This window comes from Ignicoccus islandicus DSM 13165 (assembly GCF_001481685.1).
Lineage (GTDB): Archaea > Thermoproteota > Thermoprotei_A > Sulfolobales > Ignicoccaceae > Ignicoccus > Ignicoccus islandicus.
In genome coordinates, this window is record NZ_CP006867.1 from 1175772 (window position 1) to 1198774 (window position 23003).

24 protein-coding genes are annotated in these 23003 nt (G+C 45.6%); 13 read left to right on the forward strand and 11 right to left on the reverse strand.

The window, feature by feature from the left end; genetic code table 11:
* The first annotated feature begins 39 nt into the window (after positions 1-39).
* Complete coding sequence (gene twy1 / locus EYM_RS06530) at positions 40-1077, forward strand: 4-demethylwyosine synthase TYW1 (RefSeq protein ID WP_338034269.1); 1038 nt, start codon at positions 40-42, stop codon at positions 1075-1077.
* Between the two features lie 36 nt (positions 1078-1113).
* On the opposite strand, the gene EYM_RS06535 is transcribed toward twy1, so the two are convergent.
* On the reverse strand, positions 1114-3282 hold the full coding sequence (locus EYM_RS06535; protein WP_075050279.1) for a CDC48 family AAA ATPase: 2169 nt from the start codon (positions 3280-3282) through the stop codon (positions 1114-1116).
* Between the two features lie 86 nt (positions 3283-3368).
* Positions 3369-4703, reverse strand: coding sequence for a lyase family protein (locus EYM_RS06540; protein ID WP_075050280.1), 1335 nt, complete (start codon positions 4701-4703; stop codon positions 3369-3371).
* A gap of 76 nt (positions 4704-4779) precedes the next feature.
* Between EYM_RS06540 and EYM_RS06545 the strand changes: the two genes are divergently transcribed.
* The 4 genes from EYM_RS06545 to EYM_RS06560 all read left to right on the forward strand — a co-directional run bounded on the left by EYM_RS06545 (position 4780) and on the right by EYM_RS06560 (position 7119).
* Positions 4780-5061 carry a hypothetical protein gene (locus EYM_RS06545; protein WP_075050282.1) on the forward strand — a complete coding sequence of 94 codons (282 nt, stop codon included), beginning with the start codon at positions 4780-4782 and terminating at the stop codon, positions 5059-5061.
* A gap of 70 nt (positions 5062-5131) precedes the next feature.
* Positions 5132-6187 carry a hypothetical protein gene (locus tag EYM_RS06550; protein ID WP_075050283.1) on the forward strand — a complete coding sequence of 352 codons (1056 nt, stop codon included), beginning with the start codon at positions 5132-5134 and terminating at the stop codon, positions 6185-6187.
* Positions 6165-6833: a hypothetical protein gene (locus tag EYM_RS06555; protein ID WP_075050285.1), complete on the forward strand. Its 669-nt coding sequence runs from the start codon at positions 6165-6167 to the stop codon at positions 6831-6833. Before EYM_RS06550 ends, EYM_RS06555 begins: the two co-directional genes overlap by 23 nt.
* A 1-nt stretch (position 6834) precedes the next feature.
* Complete coding sequence (locus EYM_RS06560; RefSeq protein WP_236943456.1) at positions 6835-7119, forward strand: transcriptional regulator; 285 nt, start codon at positions 6835-6837, stop codon at positions 7117-7119.
* Here the strand turns inward: EYM_RS06560 and EYM_RS06565 are convergent.
* Genes EYM_RS06565 through EYM_RS06575 form a run of 3 tightly spaced genes read right to left on the reverse strand, consistent with a single transcriptional unit; the run spans position 7063 to position 8050 of the window.
* Positions 7063-7503, reverse strand: a complete 441-nt coding sequence (locus EYM_RS06565; RefSeq protein ID WP_075050288.1) for an Rpp14/Pop5 family protein — start codon at positions 7501-7503, stop codon at positions 7063-7065. The genes EYM_RS06560 and EYM_RS06565 overlap by 57 nt on opposite strands.
* Positions 7485-7811: a hypothetical protein gene (locus EYM_RS06570; protein ID WP_157058794.1), complete on the reverse strand. Its 327-nt coding sequence runs from the start codon at positions 7809-7811 to the stop codon at positions 7485-7487. Before EYM_RS06570 ends, EYM_RS06565 begins: the two co-directional genes overlap by 19 nt.
* A 5-nt stretch (positions 7812-7816) precedes the next feature.
* Positions 7817-8050 (reverse strand): hypothetical protein, encoded by a 234-nt coding sequence (locus EYM_RS06575; RefSeq protein ID WP_075050291.1) that lies wholly within the window; start codon positions 8048-8050, stop codon positions 7817-7819.
* Between the two features lie 89 nt (positions 8051-8139).
* Here EYM_RS06575 and EYM_RS06580 point away from each other — a divergent pair, with 89 nt between their 5' ends.
* Both EYM_RS06580 and EYM_RS06585 read left to right on the forward strand, forming a co-directional pair.
* Positions 8140-9426 (forward strand): phosphoadenosine phosphosulfate reductase domain-containing protein, encoded by a 1287-nt coding sequence (locus tag EYM_RS06580; RefSeq protein ID WP_075050293.1) that lies wholly within the window; start codon positions 8140-8142, stop codon positions 9424-9426.
* Positions 9410-10189, forward strand: a complete 780-nt coding sequence (locus EYM_RS06585; RefSeq protein WP_075050294.1) for a hypothetical protein — start codon at positions 9410-9412, stop codon at positions 10187-10189. The genes EYM_RS06580 and EYM_RS06585 overlap by 17 nt, the downstream gene beginning before the upstream one ends.
* Here EYM_RS06585 and EYM_RS06590 read toward each other — a convergent pair.
* Positions 10148-10537 carry a CBS domain-containing protein gene (locus EYM_RS06590; RefSeq protein WP_075050295.1) on the reverse strand — a complete coding sequence of 130 codons (390 nt, stop codon included), beginning with the start codon at positions 10535-10537 and terminating at the stop codon, positions 10148-10150. The two genes, EYM_RS06585 and EYM_RS06590, sit on opposite strands and share 42 nt — an antisense overlap.
* Before the next feature lie 186 nt (positions 10538-10723).
* A complete protein-coding gene (locus tag EYM_RS06595) occupies positions 10724-11968 on the reverse strand; it encodes a translation initiation factor IF-2 subunit gamma (protein WP_075050297.1) in 1245 nt (414 codons plus the stop codon).
* 108 nt (positions 11969-12076) lie between these two features.
* Between EYM_RS06595 and EYM_RS06600 the strand changes: the two genes are divergently transcribed.
* From EYM_RS06600 to EYM_RS06620, 5 genes are read left to right on the forward strand one after another with little or no spacing between them, the layout of a single operon-like run.
* Complete coding sequence (locus EYM_RS06600) at positions 12077-12322, forward strand: DNA-directed RNA polymerase subunit H (RefSeq protein WP_075050298.1); 246 nt, start codon at positions 12077-12079, stop codon at positions 12320-12322.
* Positions 12323-12354: 32 nt separating this feature from the next.
* A complete protein-coding gene (locus EYM_RS06605; RefSeq protein WP_075050300.1) occupies positions 12355-15753 on the forward strand; it encodes a DNA-directed RNA polymerase subunit B in 3399 nt (1132 codons plus the stop codon).
* Positions 15754-15762: 9 nt separating this feature from the next.
* Positions 15763-16326, forward strand: coding sequence for a ThiF family adenylyltransferase (locus EYM_RS06610; RefSeq protein WP_075050301.1), 564 nt, complete (start codon positions 15763-15765; stop codon positions 16324-16326).
* Positions 16327-16378: 52 nt separating this feature from the next.
* Positions 16379-18166 (forward strand): DUF505 domain-containing protein, encoded by a 1788-nt coding sequence (locus EYM_RS06615; RefSeq protein ID WP_075050303.1) that lies wholly within the window; start codon positions 16379-16381, stop codon positions 18164-18166.
* A 60-nt stretch (positions 18167-18226) separates the two neighbouring features.
* Entirely contained in the window at positions 18227-19522 is a 1296-nt protein-coding gene (locus EYM_RS06620) for an ABC transporter substrate-binding protein (protein ID WP_075050304.1), read from the forward strand.
* Positions 19523-19524: 2 nt separating this feature from the next.
* Here the strand turns inward: EYM_RS06620 and EYM_RS06625 are convergent, their stop codons facing one another.
* Genes EYM_RS06625 through EYM_RS06640 form a run of 4 tightly spaced genes read right to left on the reverse strand, consistent with a single transcriptional unit; the run spans position 19525 to position 22270 of the window.
* On the reverse strand, positions 19525-20313 hold the full coding sequence (locus EYM_RS06625; RefSeq protein WP_075050306.1) for a ThiF family adenylyltransferase: 789 nt from the start codon (positions 20311-20313) through the stop codon (positions 19525-19527).
* On the reverse strand, positions 20265-21023 hold the full coding sequence (locus tag EYM_RS06630) for a hypothetical protein (RefSeq protein WP_075050307.1): 759 nt from the start codon (positions 21021-21023) through the stop codon (positions 20265-20267). Before EYM_RS06630 ends, EYM_RS06625 begins: the two co-directional genes overlap by 49 nt.
* Before the next feature lie 28 nt (positions 21024-21051).
* The gene (locus EYM_RS06635; RefSeq protein WP_075050309.1) at positions 21052-21807 is read right to left on the reverse strand and encodes a hypothetical protein; all 756 of its coding nucleotides are present in this window, start codon (positions 21805-21807) and stop codon (positions 21052-21054) included.
* Between the two features lie 19 nt (positions 21808-21826).
* On the reverse strand, positions 21827-22270 hold the full coding sequence (locus EYM_RS06640) for a hypothetical protein (RefSeq protein ID WP_075050310.1): 444 nt from the start codon (positions 22268-22270) through the stop codon (positions 21827-21829).
* Between the two features lie 71 nt (positions 22271-22341).
* Between EYM_RS06640 and EYM_RS06645 the strand changes: the two genes are divergently transcribed.
* Positions 22342-23001, forward strand: a complete 660-nt coding sequence (locus EYM_RS06645; protein WP_075050311.1) for a hypothetical protein — start codon at positions 22342-22344, stop codon at positions 22999-23001.
* Positions 23002-23003: the final 2 nt, after the last annotated feature.

Here is a 23003-nt window from a genome sequence, read left to right on the forward strand (position 1 = left end):
ATTTCCGAAATGCGAACGACGAGGTGATGAGAAATATCGGTGAAAGCGGACGCTATTGCGCAAATAATGGATAGATTAAGGAAAGCTGGTTACCACATAGTTGGAACGCACTCTGCAGTTAAGAAGTGTCATTGGACCCACGTGGCGCTAACTCAGAGGAGGTTCTGCTATAAGTGTAAGTTCTATGGAATAGCTTCTCACAGATGTCTTCAAATGACTCCAGCCGTCATATGGTGCTGGTTGAGGTGTCTGCATTGTTGGAGAGCCGAGCCGGGTGACTTGGGAGTTCAATGGGACGACACGGGACTGCCGGTAGTCGATGATCCGGAGTTTATAGTAGAGAAGACGATCGAAGAGCAGAGGAAGATAATAAGCGGTTACAAGGGTCACCCCAAAGTTTCCCCAGAAATGTTTGAGGAAGCTATGAACCCAAAGCACGTTGCAATTAGCCTTTCTGGAGAGCCTACGTTGTATCCTCTCCTTAGCGACCTAATTGAAGAATACCATAAGAGAGGGATGACTACCTTCCTCGTAACTCACGGTGTCAGGCCTGACGTACTGGCTGAGTTAAATCCCGAACCAACGCAACTATACTTAAGCTTAGAAGCGTGGGACGAGAAGAGCTTCAAGGAATTCAACCGGCCAATCTTGCCGGGTCTATGGAACGCAGTCTTAACTTCCCTAGACCTACTCCCCAGTTTCTCTTCTCCTACGGTAATCAGAGTAACTCTCGTGAAAGGCTTTAACGACAAACCCGAGGCGTTGAAGGGGTTGGCTAAGTTAATAGAAAGAGGATACCCAACGTACGTTGAAGTTAAGGCATACATGAACGTAGGTTACTCGAGATATAGGTTGACGAAAGAGAACATGCCTAGGCATAATGAGGTTAGGGAGTTCGCCGAGAAGCTAGCTGAAGAGATAGGCTATAAAGTCTTGGATGAACAAAGATCCAGCCGCGTAGTTTTGCTCTCGAGACTAGATAAGCCCATAAGAGTGGGTGAAGGTTGTCCGGGAGGCAATGCTGGAGAGGACTTACCGGAAGGCGAAGAATACAGGATGAGTGAGAAAATAAAATAAAAAGTATTGAGAAATTTCTATTTTAATAAAATAGTGTTAGACAACCATTCTCTTTATCTCTTTCGCTAACTTCTCGTACCTCTCAATGTCTTCCTTGCTCAAGCTCGGCGGAATAGCCTTTAGGGCCTTCTCGAAGTGTCTCATTGTTACGGGGACGGGCTTCATGTTCTCTCTTAGTGCCGTTAGGGCGGCTTCTCTACATACTGCCTCTATGTCAGCACCGGTGTATCCTTCCGTTATCTCTGCCAATTTCTCTAGATCTACGTCGTCTGCTAAAGGCATTCTCCTAGTGTGTACCTTGAAGATCTCTAGCCTGGCCTTCTTATCTGGTGGCGGTACGTAGATCAACCTGTCAAACCTACCGGGTCTTAGGAGAGCCGGATCCAGTAGGTCTGGTCTGTTCGTGGCAGCTATTACAGTTACCCTTTGAAGTGGTTCGATACCATCCATCTCAGTCAGTATTTGGTTTACAATTCTGTCTAACACGCCGCTGACGTCCCTACCTCTCCTTACTGCGATGCTATCTATCTCATCGAAGAAGATTATCGTTGGCGCAGCTTGCCTCGCTTTCCTGAATATCTCCCTTATCGCCTTCTCGCTCTCGCCTACCCATTTGCTCAGTATCTCTGGACCTCTAACTGCGATGAAGTTGGCTTGGCTCTCAGTTGCTGCTGCCTTGGCCAGCATGGTCTTGCCGGTTCCTGGGGGACCGAAGAGCAGTATGCCCTTGGGAGGTTCAATGCCCATTTCGGTGAAGAACTCGGGATGCTTTAATGGCCAAACAACCGCTTCCTTTAATTGCTGCTTCACTTCCTCGAGACCGCCTATGTCCTCCCATCTAACTTCGGGAACCTCTATGTATACTTCTCTCATAAGAGTTGGCTGTATTACCTTCATCGCGTTAAGGAAGTCTCTGAAGGTTACCTTCAAGTTCTCTAATTCCGTTGTCGGTATCTTTTCAACCTTCGTTAGATCGATTCCTTTCTCTTTAAAGAACCTCCTTAAGGCGTTCATCGCTGCTTCTTTTACTAGAGCAGCTAAGTCGGCACCAGTGTAACCGTGAGTCATTTCAGCTATCTTGTCTAAGTCGACGTCTTCCGCCAAGGGGACGTTTCTGGTATGTACTTCAAGTATTGCCTTCCTAGCCCTCTTATCCGGCGGCGGTATCTCTATCTCTCTATCGAATCTACCGGGTCTCCTTAGCGCCGGATCTATTGCATTGGGCCTGTTGGTTGCACCTATTACTACTACCCTACCCCTCTCTTGCAAACCGTCCATGAGCGTTAACAGCTGTGCTACTACTCTCTTCTCCACTTCTCCGGTCACTTCCTCCCTCTTGGGCGCAATTGCGTCTATTTCGTCAATGAATATTATTGATGGAGCGTTCTTCCTCGCTTCCTCGAAGATCTCCCTTAGCCTTTGCTCGCTCTCACCGTAGTATTTGCTCATTATTTCTGGACCGTTGATTGCGATGAAGTAAGCTCCTATCTCATTAGCAAGGGCCTTGGCCAACATGGTCTTGCCGGTTCCTGGGGGACCATATAAGAGAACGCCCTTAGGTGGTTCTATACCTAAGTGCCTAAAGACTTCGGGATGCTTCATTGGAAGCTCTACTATCTCTCTTAACCTTTCCTTAGCTTCCTCGAGGTCACCGATGTCCTCCCACGTTACCTTTGGAACGCCTTTTAGTGCCTCCTCTTTAACGGGCTTCTTGCTGATGCTTATCTCCGTGTTTTCTGTTACGTAAACCCTCGTTGAGGGTTGGGTACTAACGACCAATAGTTCCAACGTGCTTCCAAAGAACGGTATGTAGACCTTCTCACCTCTGACGAGAGGCTTGCCAAGTAGTATCCTCTTTACGTATTGCTCGAAATCAGGGCCGAACTCTAAGGGCTCGGTTGGGGCTAGGACTACCTTAGTGGCTTCGTCGACCTTGACTTTCCTAACGGTGACGAAGTCTCCAATGCTGACACCTATTTGCTGTCTGGTTATGCCGTCGATTCTAATTATGTTCTTTCCTTCGTCTTGAGGATAAGCTGGCCATACTTGAAGGACGACGCTTCCCTTTGGTCCCTCAACTTCAACGAAGTCACCAGTCACCAAGTCTAATTCTCTCATGTTATGTCTACTTATTCTGGCGATCTTTCTCCCTACGTCTCTCTGCTTCGCTTCCGCAACTCTTAATCGTAACTCCTTCTCTGCCATGACTATCCCATATTTCGCGTCTAGGGATAGCCTTATGAATGGAGTACCTAACCTCAGATTGCAGATGAAGCCCGTAAAGGAGCTGACTAGATTAGCTCGTTCCACCTAGCGGAGGTTTCGCAAATAATTTTCCTTAGACGCTCGATCACCTTCCGCTTAATCGGATCCAAGTTCCCGGGGCTTCCCGCGTTCCTCCTACTAGTTATCGGATCTGGTAGTTCGATCCCAAGTACCTCCTTGGATAACTCTTCTACGCTCTTTCCCTCTTTCAAGCCTCTCGCTACCGTTGCATAGGCGTCCCTAAATGGAACTCCCTTGCTCACGCTGATGGCCTCGGCTAAGTCGGCTGCCCTCAGCGGGTATTTCCATATATCCTTAATGCCATCCCCTATCTCCACTTCCCTCACGAAATCGGAAATTACAGTCACGCTTCTCCGAAAGGTCCTATACGCCTCCCATACTACCGGGCTTAATTGTTGGAGATCTAAAGCGTAACCTGATGGTAAGCCCTTTAGTAAAGCGTAAGCGTATTCTCTGATAAAATACACTTTCAATAGCTCCGCTCTAGCTATCTCTAAAGTTGCTGGATTTCTCTTATGAGGCATAATAGAGGAGGTTCCTGCATGTGAACTAGGGACTTCAACTAAGTTTAAGGCGGGATTTGAATACAGGAACATGTCCTCGATGAATCTCAAAAGTACCGAAGTTACTTGCGATATCGAGTCTAAAGACACCAAGATGAAGTTCCGAGACGTGGTAGCATATATTGTGTTAAAGGCTACGTTCTTGAATTTTAGGTTTTTACATACTCTGATCCTATCTAATCTAACCGTAGATCCGGCTACTGCAGCTGAACCGTAAGGACATAAGTCACTTATTTCGTAAGCATACTTTAATCCGTCTATTAAATCGACTAGTTCTTCTGCGAAGCTCAGTAAGTAATGCCCGAAGGTAGTGGGCTGCGCGTGCTGAAAGTGAGTGAAAGTAGGGAATGGTACGTCTTCATATGCCGACGCTTTGCTTAGAAACTCTAAGATGAGAATCCTTATAGAGTCGATAGCGTCCAGTATTTCCTCCTTGTTCCTAGCCCTCAAAGCAGTAGCTACTTGATCGTTCCGGCTCTTACCTAGATTTAACCACTTACCAGCGTTCGTTAGCTTACTGACGAAGTATTCTATGGCTTCGTGAACGTCTTCGTATCCCTTAAGTCTCGCGGTGCAATCGAAGTCATCTATAGCTCTAATTAGTTCCATTTCGGAGTTCTCGCTTACGTAACCTTGCCTGCGTAGCTCTTTTACGTGCTCTCTTAAAACGTCCAATACGTATTCGCAAATATAAAGATCGAAGTCAATAGAGGAGATGTACTCGGATAACCACTTCGGTTGAGTGCCCAGTGCGTAGCTTCTATATTGCTCCCTCAATTTAACATTCCAGTTGGCTTAGAGGCGGGGAAGCGAATATAACTGATGAATCGGTGCAAATATAGGACGAAATGCATTGGACGCTTGGAGGAAAACTGCCGAAGAGTACTTGTGGATGGCCGATATACTTAGCACAATGGGGAGGTACTCAGGAGCTCTACTCCTTCTCTGCCATGCATACGACGTATGCATGAAATGGCGCAACGGTGACCAGGATAAGACACCGTTCAAATACGTCCCTAAGGAATGCCCGACATTAATATTCCCCTCTGGGGACGAGACTCCAGAGGACCTAGTCACGCTAGACCACGTAATTGAGATGAGCGCCAAAGTAAAGAAGTGCTTAGGTCTTCAATGATGTGGAATCCGGGAGCCGAGCCATAACAAAGGGCAATGAAGACTAGACTCGCAGCTGAGGGAGTTTAGGGTTGTTTGGGCTCATGGGAATAGCTGTAGAGTACGCGTTAGCCGTCTTTCTTCCAATAGCTGCTTTACTAGCCTACTTCTACCTCGCTTCATTGAGGGCCCTTCTCTTAGGTTCACCGAGAGCTAAGAACTCGGTTATACTACTTGGAATGACGCTATTGTGGTTGTCAGCTATACCGGGTCCAATAGTATTCATTGGAGCCTTTCTAGTTTCAATAGTCCTCTTTGCGCTCATATGGTGGCCCAGAATTGGTAACAAAAGACCGTCCATTAGGGAATTGCTTAGATCAATTAAACTATCGAACTTGAAGTCGAAGTTCCGTGAAGGCTGTAAGAGCTTTGCTGGGTGTTTAGTGAGGTACGTCCTATCCTGGCCAGCCGGTGCCGTCTTCGCCGTAACGCTTCAAGGCATTCTCTCGCCCCTAGTGATGTTCATATTAGGATATGAAGCCAACTCGAACGTAAACTTACCCAAGTTCGTTCAAGAAAATAAGTTAGCCGAGACCGCTAAGAAGATATTGAGGTACTTAATGGCTTTAATCGCTTGGGCGTTCGCAATTCTAAATATCATTACTAACGTTCTAATGCCCAGATGGATAATAGTCCAAGAAAAGATCGTTAGCGGAGAAGTGAAAGGGTTACCGCTAGCAGCGAGACTCCTCTCCCAAGTTATCGGGAAAGAGGCATCCTACGTTTACGGGGTACTAGTTGTAATCCTTGCTCTGTATACAGCATATAGGGCATATCAATACGTTTCTAAACGTCTCAACGATGCCTACTTAATAACTATCCTGAGCCCGTTCGTAGCGTTCGCGATATCTGCTAACAAATTAGGTGAACCTTTAACATCGATAGGTTACGCAATTGGTATGAGCGTGGCTTTAAGACCTATCAGTCTCCCTAACGCAAATGTAATGAAAGGACCTGCTAGGATTAAAGAGATAACCGTTAAAGTGACAGAAAGACTAGGTCGAGCCATATTGGAATATGAGGTTCCGTTAGGACCGTTAGCTTGGTTGCTCGGGGTGGCGGAAAATGGAGGAAAGAGAAATAAATAAGCTAGAGCTGGCGGTAGACATACTACAGTCAGTAACCAAATGCAGGACTCAGAACTTAGCGAAGGCCATGCAAACCCTAACGTTCACCATCTCATCCTTACTTCTGGCCTTCGTCCTCGCTACCCCAAGTTACAAACTAATATCCGTTCTTAATTCACTACCATCAACCACTCTGTTCCTTACTTTGCTTACGTTGTTCGGGCTATTCAAATATACAGCTTCGAAGAGCTTTACCTACATAACTACTATTTCTGAGATACTAGGTGTAAACGTAAAATCGCGTGAATACCTTGAATGTCTAATAGCGACCTTACCCTTAGCGTTGGTGAGCGATATATTCTTATATAATAGAATAGGCTCGCTCTCTATAGTTCTACCGTTCATAGGATTCTCTATAATAAAGTTCCTTACGAGTAAGGACGAGAACGCAAGAATGGGAAGCCTAGTCATGCTAGCTCTTTCAATGCTTTCATCTGCACAGAAGTCAAGCGCCATTGCTTTAACCCTCTCTATATCACTAACACTCAGTGGGATACTAGAATCACTACTCTATATAGAGGAGGCTGAAAGGTGTGCCACCGAAGCCAGAGGGCAACAGCGCGGAGGCGCTGAGGAGGTTATTGAAGCTACGAATGAACCCGACTAGAATGGCTATATTGCTCTATCTTCTCGCAAAAGGTAGAGTTTCGTTCACGGAACTTTATCGGGAACTCAATCTAACTCCGGGAAACGCGTGGAGCCACTTGGAGAAAATGGAAAGGGAAGACCTTGTGAAAATAGAGAAAACGTTCACACCGAAAGGTCCAGTAACTTACGTAATCATTACGGAAAAAGGATACGAAATAGCTGAAGAACTCGTCGCGATCTTGTCTTCCCTAAGCAAACTTGGGGATGTGATCCCTAGCGGATCGGAGAGTTCCGAAAGCTCTTAATGGTATGAATTTAACTAGCGTACCGCAACACTCAGTATACTTGATTGTAGACGCTATTAGTAAGTCCTTTGCATCGTAATTACATCTAACTACTATTGATTTGGTCTTCACATCGAAGTACACGAGCTTTGGTTCGCACAAAGCTACGCCCACGTTACCATAAGATTCCTTGAGTAGCTTCACTAAACACTCCTCTAGGCACTTCCTTTCTAACTTCTTCGGCTCTTCAGAAAGAACATGCATCAAAATGTACCTCTTTCTGACCTTCTCGTTCTTTTTAGCGAGGCTCGTTCCTCCTAAATCTGGAATCTTCCTACTATTAAGTAAGGCTAGAATCGAGAGTGCTAAAGCTATTGTCGAAAGTATTAACTCTCCTCCACACACTCTACGTCCCCTAGATCGATGCCGTAGAGATCGAGGTACGCCTTCTTCAGAACTTCCTTGGCGCGTTCCGGTGAAGGCTCGCCTTGCCTAGGTAAAAGAGCATAGAATTCTTCACATCCGGCCGGTGTGAATAACACCTTTATTGCGTACTCCCCTCTCCGATCTAAGAGCACCTTTACCTTTTCGGATTCTAGTAAAGTTTCGCTTAGCTTAGTACACTCTTCAGGAGGAAGCTTCCTATAGATATCTAGAAGCACGTAATTTTCAGTAAATAAAACCCTTTTGCCTTTACACATATAGCTCTTCAAGATCATCACTCTATTGGTGTTATGACCGGTTTCAATTGACTATGGCAGTATGGGCATCTACCACCTAGTTTCTTGTATTCGTCTGCGCAGAAGTAGACTCCGAGTTTAGGAGTGCACTTAGGACATTCATACACGGGCTCCTTAGTAACGTCGGCGTACCTAGCAGTTATTGCGCATCTAACAGTAACCCAGCCTTTATGTCCTTGAGCGTTTACCCCGTAAACTCCTCCATACGACATTTTCCAACCCGAGGAGAGGAGTGAGGGTAGCTTAATAATAGTTTCAACATTTTAGTCTTCCTCTGTAGTCCCACTCGGGTATGTAGTTAGTGCTTACAGTGATTGTTAGAAGCAAGAGAGACGCGGACGCATTGAGAAACATGATTAAGAACTATAGGAGCGATTGGGGAATTGAAGTAGAGACTTTGAAAGGTAAGAGAGGTACTGACGTTATAGATGCCGTGAAGGAGCTCGTCTCTGATAACAAGTTCTATTTGGTTTTACTAGGTCGCGAAGAGGCGGACGTAATTAAAGAGCTCTCCGACTCGACTCCCCCTAATGTTATCGTTCACGGAATCAGAAAAAAGAGAATAAGGAACACTCGCTTAAGTGAACTCAATTGGGAACTAGAGGTAGCCAAGAGTCAACCGAGATTGTGGATTGAGTGGAGCGGAGATACGCCATTTATAGCTAAGAAGTACGTAAGAGGAGAGCCTGGAACGGACGTCTTCTTGGGCTGGGGTCTCTGGTGGAAGACCTTAGGCTTAGGAGAGCCTTCACACAAAGGTTTCCTAGTAAAGAAAAGCGCGGACGGGGTCCACACAGTAATAGCTGGTGGTAGAGCAGTAGCTCTCACCGAAATAACTGACAATAGAATACCTCAAACCGTTCTGCTAGGCGAAGTAAGAGGCTTCGAGCTTAAGGAGTTCGCTAACTTGTCGCGTAACGTAATACGCAGCTTCGTAAGAGGAACAGCTAAGCTGTTCGAAGGATGTGAGAAAGCCATAGTTCCTTGGAGCGGTGGTAAGGATAGTACGGCCGCTTTGCTAATAGCTAAGGAATACTGTGACGAAGTCGAAGCAATATACGTTGATACAGGAGTTGACATGGGTTTGAACAAGTACTACATCGAAAAAATTGCCAACGAAATGAACGTGAATTACGAAGTAGTTAGAGCTCCTGTTAAAGAGAATATAATGGAACTGGGATTTCCTTCTCGTGACAATAGATGGTGCACTGGATTGAAAATAAAGGCGCTGGAAGATGCAATAAAGAGGAGAGGCAAGGTCAAAGTCGTAGTAGGAGATCGCGATGCCGAGTCCATCTCTAGGTCCCGAAGGTGGTTTGAGAGGGAGTGGGAAGGGGTTGCAGAGGTCCTCGCTCCCCTGAAGCTTTGGAGCGGTGCAATGGTTTTAGCTTACTTACTAAGCGAGAATGTACTTCCTAATCCGCTCTATGCTCTAGGCTTCTATAGACTCGGTTGCTACGTTTGCCCGTTCCTTAGGGCGTACGAAAGGAAGTTATTAAGGGAGGTAAGGGCAGCTAAAATAGGTGCCGACGAGGACCTCTTAAACCAGTTCTTGGGGAGGCACGAAGGCTATGACTTGGGGATGTAAGGCTTTCAAGGAGAAGATACTTACTAAATTGAATCAGATGAGCCTAGATCTTGCAAGAGAGGGCTCGCGGAACAACGTTCAATTAATTGAAGTCATTAGAGACTTGGGTGACCAAGTAGATCCTTCCGTTCCTTGCTCCCTCAGGAGCTGGGAATTTTGGAGGAAGGCATACCTCGAATTACGTAACGCGAATTCGGACGAAAACGAAGCTCGAAAGTTAAGAGCGCTCGTCGAGTACCTCAACGAAGTCAACGCGTTCGACATTAAATGGATCTCTGTAGTGAATTTAGTATCCTTAATAACTCTAACCACTACGGTTCTCCTCACAGGACCTTCGATACCCAGTTACTTGGGCTTAGTAGCACTATTAATGAGTAAGATCTATCCCCTTGAGACTCTTATATTTTCATCCACAATCATACCAACTTCCATATTAATTCATAACATTGAAATGTATCCCCTCGCCTCAATTATCGCTCTCTTAAACGCGTTCTCGATCTTTGGAGTGTTCGGAGAGAAGCCGAAATATAGGGAAGTGAAGACAACGCAGAAACTCGAAATTAAAGTAAGTGAAGATGAGATCTTAACTATGCTCAAGCAAGTATACGGTAAAGAAGCAAAGGACATACTTGACTTCCTAGTGACTCAGCTAATAGTAGAGGGCTACACTAAGGATGAAGCGCTATCTGAGATATGGAGGAGGTTAACTGGAGAGGAGACCTCAAGAGGACATGAGAGCAGCACAGAGGTCTCTCATGCTTAGTATTCCTAGAACTCTGTTTCCTTGAACTACCACTAGGTGCCTTACGCCGTTGTCCAACATCATTTTCAAAGCCTCTTCTACCGTAACGTCGGGAGTTATCGTTATGACTTCTGACCATGGGGTCATGTAGTACTTTACCTTAGCCCTACTCGGATCAGCACCTAACGCCAATGCTGCGATGATGTCCCTCTCTGTGATAAGACCAACGACCTTTCCACCTTCGGCCGTTACCAAGAGCGCACCAATAGCGTTCTCGTGCATTCTCTCTGCTGCTTCGCCTAAAGTCGCATCTCCATCTATTGAGATAATTAGTCTTTCCCTTCCGAAATATTTCTCAACGGAACTCATGCTCTTCACCGCCCATTCGAGATCTGGAACGGTTTAATTATAAAGGGCTACTTAGCTCATTTATCTTAATTCTATTTATTATGGAATACGAAGCGATCGAAAATAGGAACCTCGGTGCCGGGGTTGATGGTCATTGGGTTGCGAGGAGCCCCCTCCCCAGCGGCCATTCCGAGCCTCACAGGCCCTTCACTTAACTATACCCCAACCAGCGAGCCTCCATCTATTCCCTATCCTCCTGTTGAAAGCCACTCTAGCTCCCTTCCACGCGACCACTGGTCTCTGTAATTTTACGCTCATCTCATCCTTAGTTATTGAAGTTACGACTCCAACAGTAATTGCAGTTCCTACTGTAATCATTAGCGGTTCGCCTCTTCTCGGTGGCGTTATTTTAGTTTCTTTTTGGAATCCAACGACTCTCTCTAGTAAGTGGTACTCCATGGTTAATTCATTGAAAACTGGGGGTAGTTCGCCGGGCCTGCCTACTACACTGCCTACTAGGGCGTCTGCCTTAGTTAGGGATGGATCCAACTTGGTACCTATGGCAACTAGGCCTCCTGGTAACGCCTCCTCTACTTCAACGTTTCCAAATCTCAAACTAACTACTTCGCTTTCTAAGGGAACGTATTCGATCTTGGTTCCACTTCGTACGGGGTATCCCGGTCTTATCTCAATTTTGTCACCTATCCTTAATTTGCCTCTTATAAGTGAACCACCGACAACGCCTCCTACAAGCTTTTCGGGCGGGGTACCGGGCTTGTTTACGTCGAAGCTCCTCGCTATCCACATCAAAGGAGGTGACTCCAAGTCCCTCGGCGGAGTTGGAATCTCTTCTTCGATAGCCTCAAGCAATGCGTCGATGTTTACCTTGTGAAGGGCACTTACGGGCACTATTACGGCGTCCTCTGCCCACGTTCCCTTTAAGAACTCCTTTATTTGTTGGTAGTTCTTCAACGCCTCTTCCTTGGTCACAACGTCTATCTTGTTTTGAACTACTACTAATCTCTTTATTCCGACTATGCTTAGTGCCATGAAATGTTCTAGAGTTTGGGGTTGGGGACAAGGTTCGTTTGCGGCAATGACTAGTAAAGCGCCATCCATCAAAGAGCTACCGGATAGCATCGTTGCCATTAGTACCTCGTGGCCTGGAGCGTCTACGTATGAAACCCTCCTAAGAAGCTGAGGTACACTGCCTTTTGGACACCTTGGACACTTGGGCTCGGGCGAATACGCATCTGGTTCGGGACAATTAGTGCACTTGTAAATATCACCGTCTGCGTAGCCGAGCTTGATAGTCATTCCCCTCTTTAGTTCCTCACTGTGCCTAGCAGTCCACACGCCAGTTAAGGCTTGGACTAGAGTAGTCTTCCCGTGGTCTACGTGACCTACGACGCCGATGTTCACTTCAGGCTGAACGTCCTTACTCCCTTTCATTTCTCATTCCGTGTCTTCGTGGAAGCGCGTGACTAATATATTACAGTTCTCTCCCCCACTCTGAATCTTTAATACCGCTATTCCCCCATGGGTTAGGGACCTAAAGTAATGGCAGAAAGGAAATTTAAAGTCACTGATCACGTATTGGTTCCCGAACACGTCAAACTCAGTGACGAAGAAGCATATGAAATTTTGAAAAAATACGGATTGAAGCCAGAGGACCTACCAATCCTCCGCGTTGATGATCCAGTAGCGAAGGAATTGGGCTTGAAGCCTGGAGACATAGTGAAGATAATAAGAAGGAGCGATAAGGCAGAGGAAGTAGTAACTTTAAGGTACGTAGTCGGTATATAAAAACCCCCTTTCCGCGTCACAGGTGGTCTGATATGAGTTCTCAGGAAGCTCGCGAGTTCCCTACTCCAGAAGATAGATGGATCGTAATGAACTCATACTTCAAAGAGAGAGGACTGACACAGCAACAGTTGCAATCATACAACAAGTTCGTTACAGAAACGTTACAACAGTTAATCGATGAAATAGGTGAGGTCGAGCTACTCGAAGGCTACAAGCTAGTTTTCGGTAAAGTGAGATACGGTAAACCGATAGTCAAGGAGCCTGATGGCGTCAACGAGGAAGTAACTCCTATGGAATGTAGGATTAGAGATCTTACGTACTCAGTCCCGATATATTTGCAAGTCAAGTTAATCAAACCCAACTACGAGGAGATTGAAGAGGAAGTTGAAATAGGGCAAATGCCCATAATGCTTAGGTCAGTTATAGATCCTCTCTCGAAACTCTCTCCCGAAGAACTGATTGAGAGAGGCGAAGACCCTAGGGATCCCGGGGGCTATTTCATAATTGATGGAAGCGAGAAGGTAATAGTAACCCAGGAGGACCTAGCGCTCAACCAAGTATTGGTTGACAAGGGCGGACCTCAAACCACAGTTACTCACACGGCTAAGGTTCTTTCGAGTACTTTAGGGTATAGGGTGCAAGTAATTGTTGAAAGGTTAAAGGATGGAAACATTTACGTAGTATTCCCTTCAATACCGGGCAGGATTCCATTCGTTGTTATGATGAGGGCGCTCGGAATTGAATCAGACAAAGACATCGCCGCACTCGTTAGCTTCGATCCCGAGATTCAACAAGAACTCTTAGCTTCCCTAGAACAAGCAGCTCCATTCGCAACTGTAGAAGACGCTCTCGATCTAATAGGTTCCAGAATAGCTCTAGGTCTCCCCAGGGAAAAGAGAATTGAAAGAGCGGAGCAAATAATAGATAATAACTTCTTACCCCACCTAGGAAACAAACCTGAAGATAGGCTCAAGAAAGCCATCTTCATTGCTCATATGGCAAGAAAGTTACTTGAAGTTTACTTGGAAAAGAGGGAACCGGACGACAAGGACCATTACGCTAATAGGAGAATGAAGCTAGCTGGAGACATGCTAGCATCTCTATTCAGAAGCTACTTGAGACAGATGGTAAAGGACATAGGTTATCAATTAGAGAGATTGGCTAGTAAGGACCCACGCAGCGTTCATTTGAGGATGATAATTAGATCTAACTATCTAAGCGAGAAGGTGAGGCAAGCTTTAGCTACCGGAAACTGGGTAGGCGGCAGAACGGGCGTTTCTCAATTGCTGGATAGGACTAACTGGCTCAGCACCCTCTCTCACTTAAGAAGGGTCGTCTCGCCCCTTTCGAGAACTCAACCTCACTACGAGGCAAGAGAACTTCACATGACCCAATGGGGTAGAATATGTCCCTTCGAAACTCCCGAAGGTCCTAACATCGGTCTAGTTAAGAACCTAGCATTGTCTGCATACATCTCAGTTGGCGTTCCTGAGGAAGACGTAGAGGAAGTCCTAAAGGAACTCGGAATGGTACCTATTGACCAAGTGATTGAATTAATTCGAAACGATCAGCCGATACCCGATGAAGTAATCAACGGCGCGAGAGTCTACTTGAACGGGAGGCCCGTAGGTTACTACCCAGATCCGCATGAGCTTGCATCTAAACTCAGATCTCTTAGACGACAAGGTAAGCTTCACTACGAAGTTAGCGTCGGAGTATACGAAAACGACGACGGTAGCATAAGGGAGGTTTACGTCAATACGGATAGCGGTAGATTAATGAGACCAGTCTTCGTAGTTGAGAATGGTCAATTGAAGCTGAAACCTGAGCACATTGAAAAGCTGAAGAAGGGCGAATGGACTTTCACGGACTTGTTGACTAGGGGCATAGTAGAATTACTAGACGCCGAGGAGGAAGAGAACGCTTACATAGCTTTGGACCCAAAGGATCTCACTCCCGAACATACGCACATGGAGATATGGACTCCAGCCATTCTCGGCGTTGCCGCCTCTACTATACCTTACCTAGAACACAACCAGAGTCCGAGGAACAGCTATCAGAGCGCCATGGCCAAGCAAGCTCTAGGTCTCTATACTGCTAACTTCATGATGAGAACCGATACTAGAGGATACTACTTGCATTATCCAGAGAGGCCGTTAGTACAAACTAAGCACATGGACCTAATAGGCTATAACGATAGACCCGCCGGTCAAAACGTAGTAGCTGCAATAATGTCGTATACAGGTTACAACATAGAGGACGCAGTTATACTGAACAAATCCAGCGTTGAAAGAGGTCTACTCAGAGCGACGTTCTTCAGACTTTACCAGACTGAGGAGCAAAAGTACCCTGGTGGTCAAGAGGATAGAATAGAGATTCCAGATCCTACCAAGAAGATAAGAGGTTACAGAGGTCCAGACGCGTATAGGAAGTTGGATTCCGATGGAATAGTTCAACCAGAAACATACGTAGTAGGAGGAGAAGTCCTAATAGGAAAAACAAGTCCACCTAAGTTCAGCGAAGAGTACAAGGAGCTCGGAGTAGCGGAACTAGGGAGAAGGGACACCTCAGTAGTCGTAAGACATGGCGAAGAGGGTATAGTAGATACTGTCGTGATTACCCAGAATATAGATGGTATAAAAATGGTAAAGATAAAGGTAAGAGACTTAAGAATACCGGAGATAGGAGATAAGTTCGCTTCAAGACATGGTCAGAAGGGCGTTGCAAGTATATTGATACCGCAATACGACATGCCTTACTCGGAGTTCGGAATAGTTCCCGACATGATACTGAACCCTCACGCGTTCCCTTCAAGAATGACGTTAGGCCAACTGATCGAGAGCATTGCCGCTAAGGCGGCATCGTTCAGAGGAAGGGAGGTAGACGCCACGCCGTTCTATAAAGAACCAATAGACGAGCTTAGGAAGGTGCTAGTGGAGAGAGGTCTCCCACCAGATGGATCCGAGGTTATGTTCGATGGAAGGACGGGCGAAATGGTTCGCAGGCCTATATTCATAGGAGTTGTATTCTATCAGAGGCTCTACCACATGGTTGCTGACAAACTTCACGCCAGAGCCAGAGGACCGGTCCAGATACTTACTAGACAACCAACTGAGGGTAGAATGCGTAAAGGAGGTCTAAGGTTCGGTGAAATGGAAAGAGACGTTCTAGTTGCACACGGCGTAGCCGAGCTCTTGCTTGAGAGACTCTTAAAGAGCAGCGACTTAACTAAGGTATGGGTTTGCGCCAAGTGTGGTCACATAGGCTGGTGGGACGCCTTCAAGGGTAGACCGGTGTGCCCAATACACGGTGAGGAAGGGGACATGTATCAAGTTGAAATGAGCTACGCCTTCAAACTGCTATTGCAAGAGATAATGAGCTTAGTTATAATGCCGCGTTTGAGACTAGGAGATAAGTTCTCGAAGATATAAGGTGTTTTCATGAAGAGAGTCTTAATTGTAGGTGCAGGCGCACTGGGGAGCTGGACGGCCGAAATACTCTCCAGAAAGGGTCCATTTTCTTTCTATATTGTTGATCCCGATAGAGTGGAGGAAAGTAATCTAGATAGGCAACTCTTCTACCCGCAAGACGTGGGAAAATACAAGGCTGAAGTTCTAGCACAAAGAATTACCCTTATGGGAAACGACGCGCAAGCAATAATTTCAAGGATAGAGGATGTTGAAGGAATAAGCGCTGACATAGCATTGGCCTTAACTGATAACATCCCTAGTAGGATATTCGTAGAAGAAAGGTATTTTCCTACTATACACGGTATGGTGAGACCCGAAGTAGGCATGGTCTTGATGACTACAAACGAAGTAAAGCTCTCCAATCTAATGACGGAAGGTAAACACACGGGCGCTCAAGACGTTTCCATGGTTGTATCGGTAGCCTCATTGGTCGCGAGGCTAGCTCTAGATTACTTAATTAGAGGCGATACGTCCAACGCGGGGAAGTTATTTCTCTTATCTAGATATTCACTCGAAGTCTTGGATCTTGAGTGATAAATGGTTTACACTTATATAAATGCTTTATTTTTCAGCATGGAGATTAGAAATGCTACTAAAAAGAGAATATTTGGAAATGTTAGAGGAAGTGGGAGACAAGGAACTAGATATTAACGAGTTCGTAAAGGGCGAATACGAAGAAAGGGAAAGGTTAATAAAGAATCTGTTGGCCTTAGAGCTCCAAGACTTGATTCGCCCGAAGGATGCGAGGAATCCAAGGATTTTCGTCCTAACCGAACACGGTAAGAAAGTTCTAGATATATGGAAAAGGTTAGGGAAGCCTCAAGTTGAGAGGTGGTTGGACTCTAGGATACACATGATGCTATGGACTTTATGGAAGACTAAAAGCGAGGCACCTAAGGACTGGAAGACGCCGCTATTAGAGAGGAACTTCGTCAACGAGGAAGGCAAGTTAAGGGATGAAGCAATAGAGTTGCTAAAGGTGTTTGAACCAGGAATTAGAGCAAGGAAAATCAGGATTACGAGGGACTTGGGCGGAGTCTTAGCGAGAATAGCACCCGGTCCGGCTACCACTGCAGCTCTTAAGAACCATCCCGAAGACGCCTTAGACTTACTAGAAGCAATGGATGTAATAGTTTACAGTGCCCCCGATGGGGGATACTACGCGCTAACTAGGTTAGGAAGGTATTTACGAATGGCTATTAGGGAACTTCGTCCTGTTGCCATGGAGTACATTCTAGTTAATATGAAAATTATAGAGCTAGTCAAGAAGTTGATCGAAGGAAAGGAGCTTACTGATCAAGAGAAATTCGTCCTAATGAACCTAGGATACATGACCGTTTCAGAACCAACCAAGGCTGCCAAGTTGCTCTATAAGGCGATAGAGGAATTAGAGAGAGGAAAGTATTGGGAGACCTTCACCATAGGTCTAACTAGAGTGGATCAATGGGTCATGAAGATGATCGATTACCTTTGGAAGAAAGCGGAAACCAATCCGGAGCTCAAGCCGACCAAGTCATTGATAGTAGATTGGTTCGAGAGGCACTGGAAAGACATAGGAATGGACGAAGAAACTCGCAAGGAGCTGTTGTTCTCGGACTACACAGTTGGTATATCTCTCTATAGGTTAGAAGCATTGGAATTAGTCGATAGCTATGAAGAGAAATCGAAGCTCATATACCAATTAACAGACTACGGGAAACAGCTCTTAGAGGTCATCGAAAAAGGGAAGATCGTCGAAATACCTACTTACGCAATAAGACCTTTAGTGTACGCTGACAGAGGTTTGCCGCCGTTTAGATCATGGATAGAGGAGGCCGCAAAGGAAGGCCTGCTTGGTCCAGGGGGCATGGGGAGAAAGGGCAGGAAGTTGGCACACTTAGCCAGAGTAGTGAAAAGAAGGCCGCTGCTTACTAGGATGGAATTACTTGTACTCCAAAAGATGTTACCAAGCGGTCAAGTACAGAAAATAGAAGAGCTAGTGAAGAAGTTCGAAAACCCGGACGAAGCCAGGGCAGCTCTATACTGGCTGGAAATGTGGGGTGCCGTTAACTTCTACGATAACGATTACGTAGAAATAACTGAAATTGGAGAGAACTTGAAGAAGGCGTTGGTAGCCACGCCTCCCGGAATAGCTACGCCCGTACACCCACACTTCTTGAGGGTCCTAGAAGTGATAAAGGAGCTCGGAAGTTACGAAGACATTGCTGAGATAGTAAATAGGACTAGGCTTACGTTAGGTATAGTGAAAGACGCCATAGTAGTGGCTAGGGAAGCGAAGCTACTAGGTAAGAAGGATCTAACTGGCGAAGGCGAACTTCTACTAGAGACGGTAAAGGAGATACAAGCCCACAGAGAGACTATGGCAGAGGAGTAAGGTGAGTCTATAGTAACATTTATAACATATACTACTTTTCCCGAAAGTGAGGTAATTGGGATGAAGAGGACCGTATTAGCGTTAACTCTACTATCCTTAATAGCGTTCTCCACTATTGCATTAGCGGCAACCCAAGAGAAGTACGGTGGTCCTTCTTGTTCATATATAAAGGAAGCTATCTCCAGGGCCGGTGGCGTTGAAGCAGTAAAGAACGGCTTAGGAACTACTGTTATAAAGATCGGAGCTCTAATACCTATGAGCGGTGCGCTCGCTTCCTTCGCTAATGAGAAGTATGCAGTGCAACTAGCAGTAAGGGACCTAAACGCGTGCTTCAAGGAACTCAATTTACCCTTCAAGGTAGAAGCGTACATCGAGGACACTCAAACCACTCCCCAAGTGGCCCTAGAGAAGGCCAGGAAGCTCGTTAACATCAATGGCGTCCACATGATAGTAGGCCCCGCAACCAGTGCAGCTGTTGGAACTTTACAAGACATAATAAACAGCGAACTCAAGGTAATACTAATGAGCCACTCGAGCACCTCCCCCTTAGTGAGGTTAAACAATGAAGAAGCCATAAAGAAGAACGGTTACAGTTACGTATTCTTTAGCATTAGCAGCGACTTCTTCCAAGCCAAGGCTTTAGCTAGCGTAGTCAAGAGTTTCGGTTACACTAACGTCGTCTTCTTCTATAGGAACGACGACTACGGTAAGGGCTTCGCCTTAGCCTTCAAGGAGGCCTTTAGCGAATTAGGCGGAACCGCTCACTTAGTACCCTACGACCCCAATGCCAGGAGCTACCTAGCTGAGCTAAGGAGCGTATTCAATTACAAGCCACAAGCTATAGTTTGGCTAGCGTTCGATGAGATAAAGGTCATATTAAGGCAAGCGTTAACTCTAGGTCTACAGAAGTATCCTTGGTTCTTCACTGAAGCCGTTAAGGGTCCAGCACTGATATCCGATCCTGTTGTCGCTAAGGTTCTAGCTCTAAAGAACGTTCTGGGAACCGCTCCTTACACTAGCGGTAACTTCATTGAGTACTATAAGAGCGTCTACGGTAACGATCCGGTTGAGTTCAGCGATACTCTCTACGATGCAGTATGGTTAGTAACCCTAGGTGCCTTAAGAGCCGCTAGCTTCAACCCCAACCTAATGGAACACGCTATAATAGAGATGAGCTACATTTACAAGGGCTTCAGCGGAGACAAGTCAATGAATGCAATATATCAAGAGCCCTTGACCACCAGCTACAGCGTATGGACCGTAAAGCTGGTTGACGGTAAGCCCGTCTTCGAGGACGTAGGCTTCTGGTCGCCTTCGGAAGGTCTCAAGTTAACCGTCAAGTTAACTCCCAAGTAACTTCAGTAAGTTTTTTCAATTAAGTATTTCAAGAATTCTCTTGATGACTCTAATTTTTTGACTTCGTCTGAGCACAATGGACATCCTTCGTTTGTGACGTCGTTAGCTGAAATCATTGAATAAGGTGCGTTAACGTTAACGTGAATTTCGCTGGGCCATTCCTTACCATTTAGCAAGAATAGAACTGCTTGGACGCTAATTGCCGCCACTACTTCAGCCAAATTAGGATCTGTGTAGTACCTTACCTTTTCATCCCATATTCTCTCACATATCGGACAATAACCTTCCTTCAGTACCTTAACATACCCCCTATAGCTTCCGATGCCTACGTTCACGAACTTCTTGTTATGCTTTACTGCTAGAGCAAGCAAAACGGCCCTGGGCGCGAGTACGTCGAACGAGGTTACCACTATATCTACCTTTTTAACTAGCTCGTTAACATATCCAAAGGACTTATCGCTCCAAAGCCCTGAAGGAGTTGGTACTTCAAGTTCAATACCTATTAGCTTTGTCCAAGGGTGGAACTGTTGAAGCCTAGACGTAAGGGTCGTTGCTTTGTTAAGGCCAACTTCATCCGTATGGAAACATTGATAACCTACGTTCTCAACGCCTACCTCATCGAAGTCTATAACGTATATTTCCTCAAAGTTAAACCTGGCCAAGTTCCGAACTATCCTGGAACCTAAAGTTCCCGCACCACCAACGAGAACTCTCTTCCCTTCAACGCTTAATCCAGATTCCTTTAAGTAATGTTGAGTCCTTTCGTAGAATCCTCTCGGCCGAGCGTCCACGTCGTGCCCCTAATTACTGCCTTTTCTATATCTAAATTGAAAACTTTCACATCGTATAGGACATTCAAGTGCGGTGAAAGTTTCAAATACTGAAACTCGCTCTCTCCCACATTAACGTAATAGGACGCGATGAATATGAAATCCTCTAAAACTATTTCTCCCGTCGTTCCTATCCTAAAAGGAATGCATTTTTTCGAAGGTAGCGTACACTCGCTTCCGTCTATATCTACGGTGCTTCCGTCGCGATATACCTTAGCGAAGCCCTTCTTCCTAGTACCGATACCAACCACTTTGTTTACGTGCACCTTAAACTTATCGTATCCTATCGTCATTTGGGGCACTGGTTCATATATAGCCAAATCTAAGCACAAGGAATTACCGGCATGAGTTGGAGAGACTATTCCAAATACCCTAGGTCTCCCTGGAACAGTAGCCAGAATTTGAGTTTTCAACGCTAAGGTCATTGTAGCTATGTCTATTGCCGATGGCGATGGGGCTATCCCGCAGTGATAATGAACAGTTACTAAGTCTTCCGGCTTGGCGTCCGTGGTTCTTACGCTTACGGGCGTTTTTTCAATTGCTCTCATGGGTCTAGCGTTGGTCACATATATTTCCTTATCGTTCATAAATCCCATGAAGCTCACTACGTCCTCCGATGCGTCCTTGGATAAGTTGAAGCAATTGTTTTCATTAGCCTTCTTCAGTAGCAATTCGAATACCGATGGTACGATCTTTAATCTATGGAGCGTTACCGTCGCAGAGTCCAACGTCCGTGCATAGCGCATCCGTCATTACCTCCAGGGGATTTTCTTGTTGACTAATATAATCCCAAGACTCCACGTGCATTATGCATGCGTTAACGTTTAACATTTGAGCTATGCGTTCCAGAGAGGTAGAGAGCAACGGTATTTCCTTGGCTTTCGTTAAGAAATAGTCGCTAGTTAGATTATAGAAGCAGCATTTGTGCCATATCTTCGGAGTTACGTAAATCAATGGTTCGGTCTTTGGATAACCTATGCTGGGTAAAACGAAAACTGTGTACGTCGAGTTTTGTGCACAATAGTCCTTCTTCTTACATTTTCTATATGCGTAAATTCCCTTGCCGGGATCTTTTCCATCTATGGGAACAAATTGCTTAGTTAGTTTACTGGACGAGAAATAATGAGATCTGAACGTCTCAACTGCGTCCTCTAAGGGATCGTAATCTCGAAAAAAAGATCCATAAGGTTCTTCAATTGAAGCGTACCAAACGTTTCCGTATTTTTCTATAAGGGATCCCACGCTCTCGGATCTATATGTGACATCTATCTCGGAGCCGTCAACTCTCTTAACGTAAAGTTTTATTCTCTGAGGGGCGATTCCCAGCCTCTTAGCTAACTTGTCCCTAACCGAGCTAGGTAGTTCTCCGTAATCTACCTTCAAGTTGTGTTCCGAGAGCTCGGGCTTTATCAATATCGAGAGTATTAGCTCACCGCTCTTATTATTAGTTGACATTTTTACATACCCTTAAAAATTATGGACCTCTCCTCATTTCCGCTTCCGCTTCAATCGTGCTTATACTAGATTTCAGTTCGTCAACTAATTGCAATATCCTCTTAAGCTCTTCTTCAGGCAGTTTAACTTTCTCTAGGAACTCTTCTCCGTCTGCAGTTAACCTAAGCTTGTTCCTTCCAGGTACTTTTTCTATTAGGTTTAGATACAGCATGTCCATTACGTCTTGGTGTAGTTCGTTGCTGCCAATGACTTTTCCTATTTTTACAAACTGATAACCTATGTCGAGTCCCTTTTCCTTCATTTCGTACACTAGTTGAGTAAGGCCCTTCTCTGAAACGTTGCCTAAGTGCTTTATGATATGTAGTAATATCAACGCCTTCTTGTTCTTCTTAACGTCGTCTAGGGTGACTACTTGCCTAGATATTATCTTTAATTCCTTGCTCTTGCCCGTTGGCGAGGACACGATCTCAGCCCCTTTACCTTTCGTAATAAGCTCAATTAAGGTTTATTTGTAAGCGCAGCGGGGACTAGAAAATGCCGTCTTACGACGATCCGAGGTATTTGTTAGCTTGGTGGGGCCTAGAGAAAATAGAGAGGGTGGTTCGTTCCCCCGGGAAACCTATAGATAAGGCGAGGGCGCAAAGTTTACTTAACGAGATGTGGAGCGAGCTCAAGAGGTTGAGATGGTCTGGTCTTCCTAGCGACATGGCTTCAAGTGAAGCTCAAAAGATAGCCAAGCTTGCGGGGGAAATGAGGGAGGTTTTAGGGCTTACCCCTAACGAAAAGGAATTGGTCAAATCTCAGGCTTACTGGGCCCTCGGTTACCTTCAAGCTTTACCACATTTATTGAAATTAGGGGAAGACGTGAGTCCCGGTGAGGCAGTTTACGTCGTCAGTGGAAGGATAACTGAAGTTGGGAACCACCCAAATGCGGACAACTTGAAAGTTACCAGAGTTAACGTGGGTTACGTGGCCATCACTGTCGTAACCAATATCAAGGAGGTAAAAGAGGGTGAAGTTAGAGCCGTTGCCTTACTACCTCCTGTGGACCTACTTGGTGTGATTAGTAGGGGAATGTTCTGTTCCGATCCGCTCCAAGTTCCTGAGGGAAGACCTTTCCCACCTTACGATAAGGGTTCCGTTAGAGCTCAAGTTGAGAGGATAGCGAAGGAAGCTCTAAAGATAAGGAAATGAAG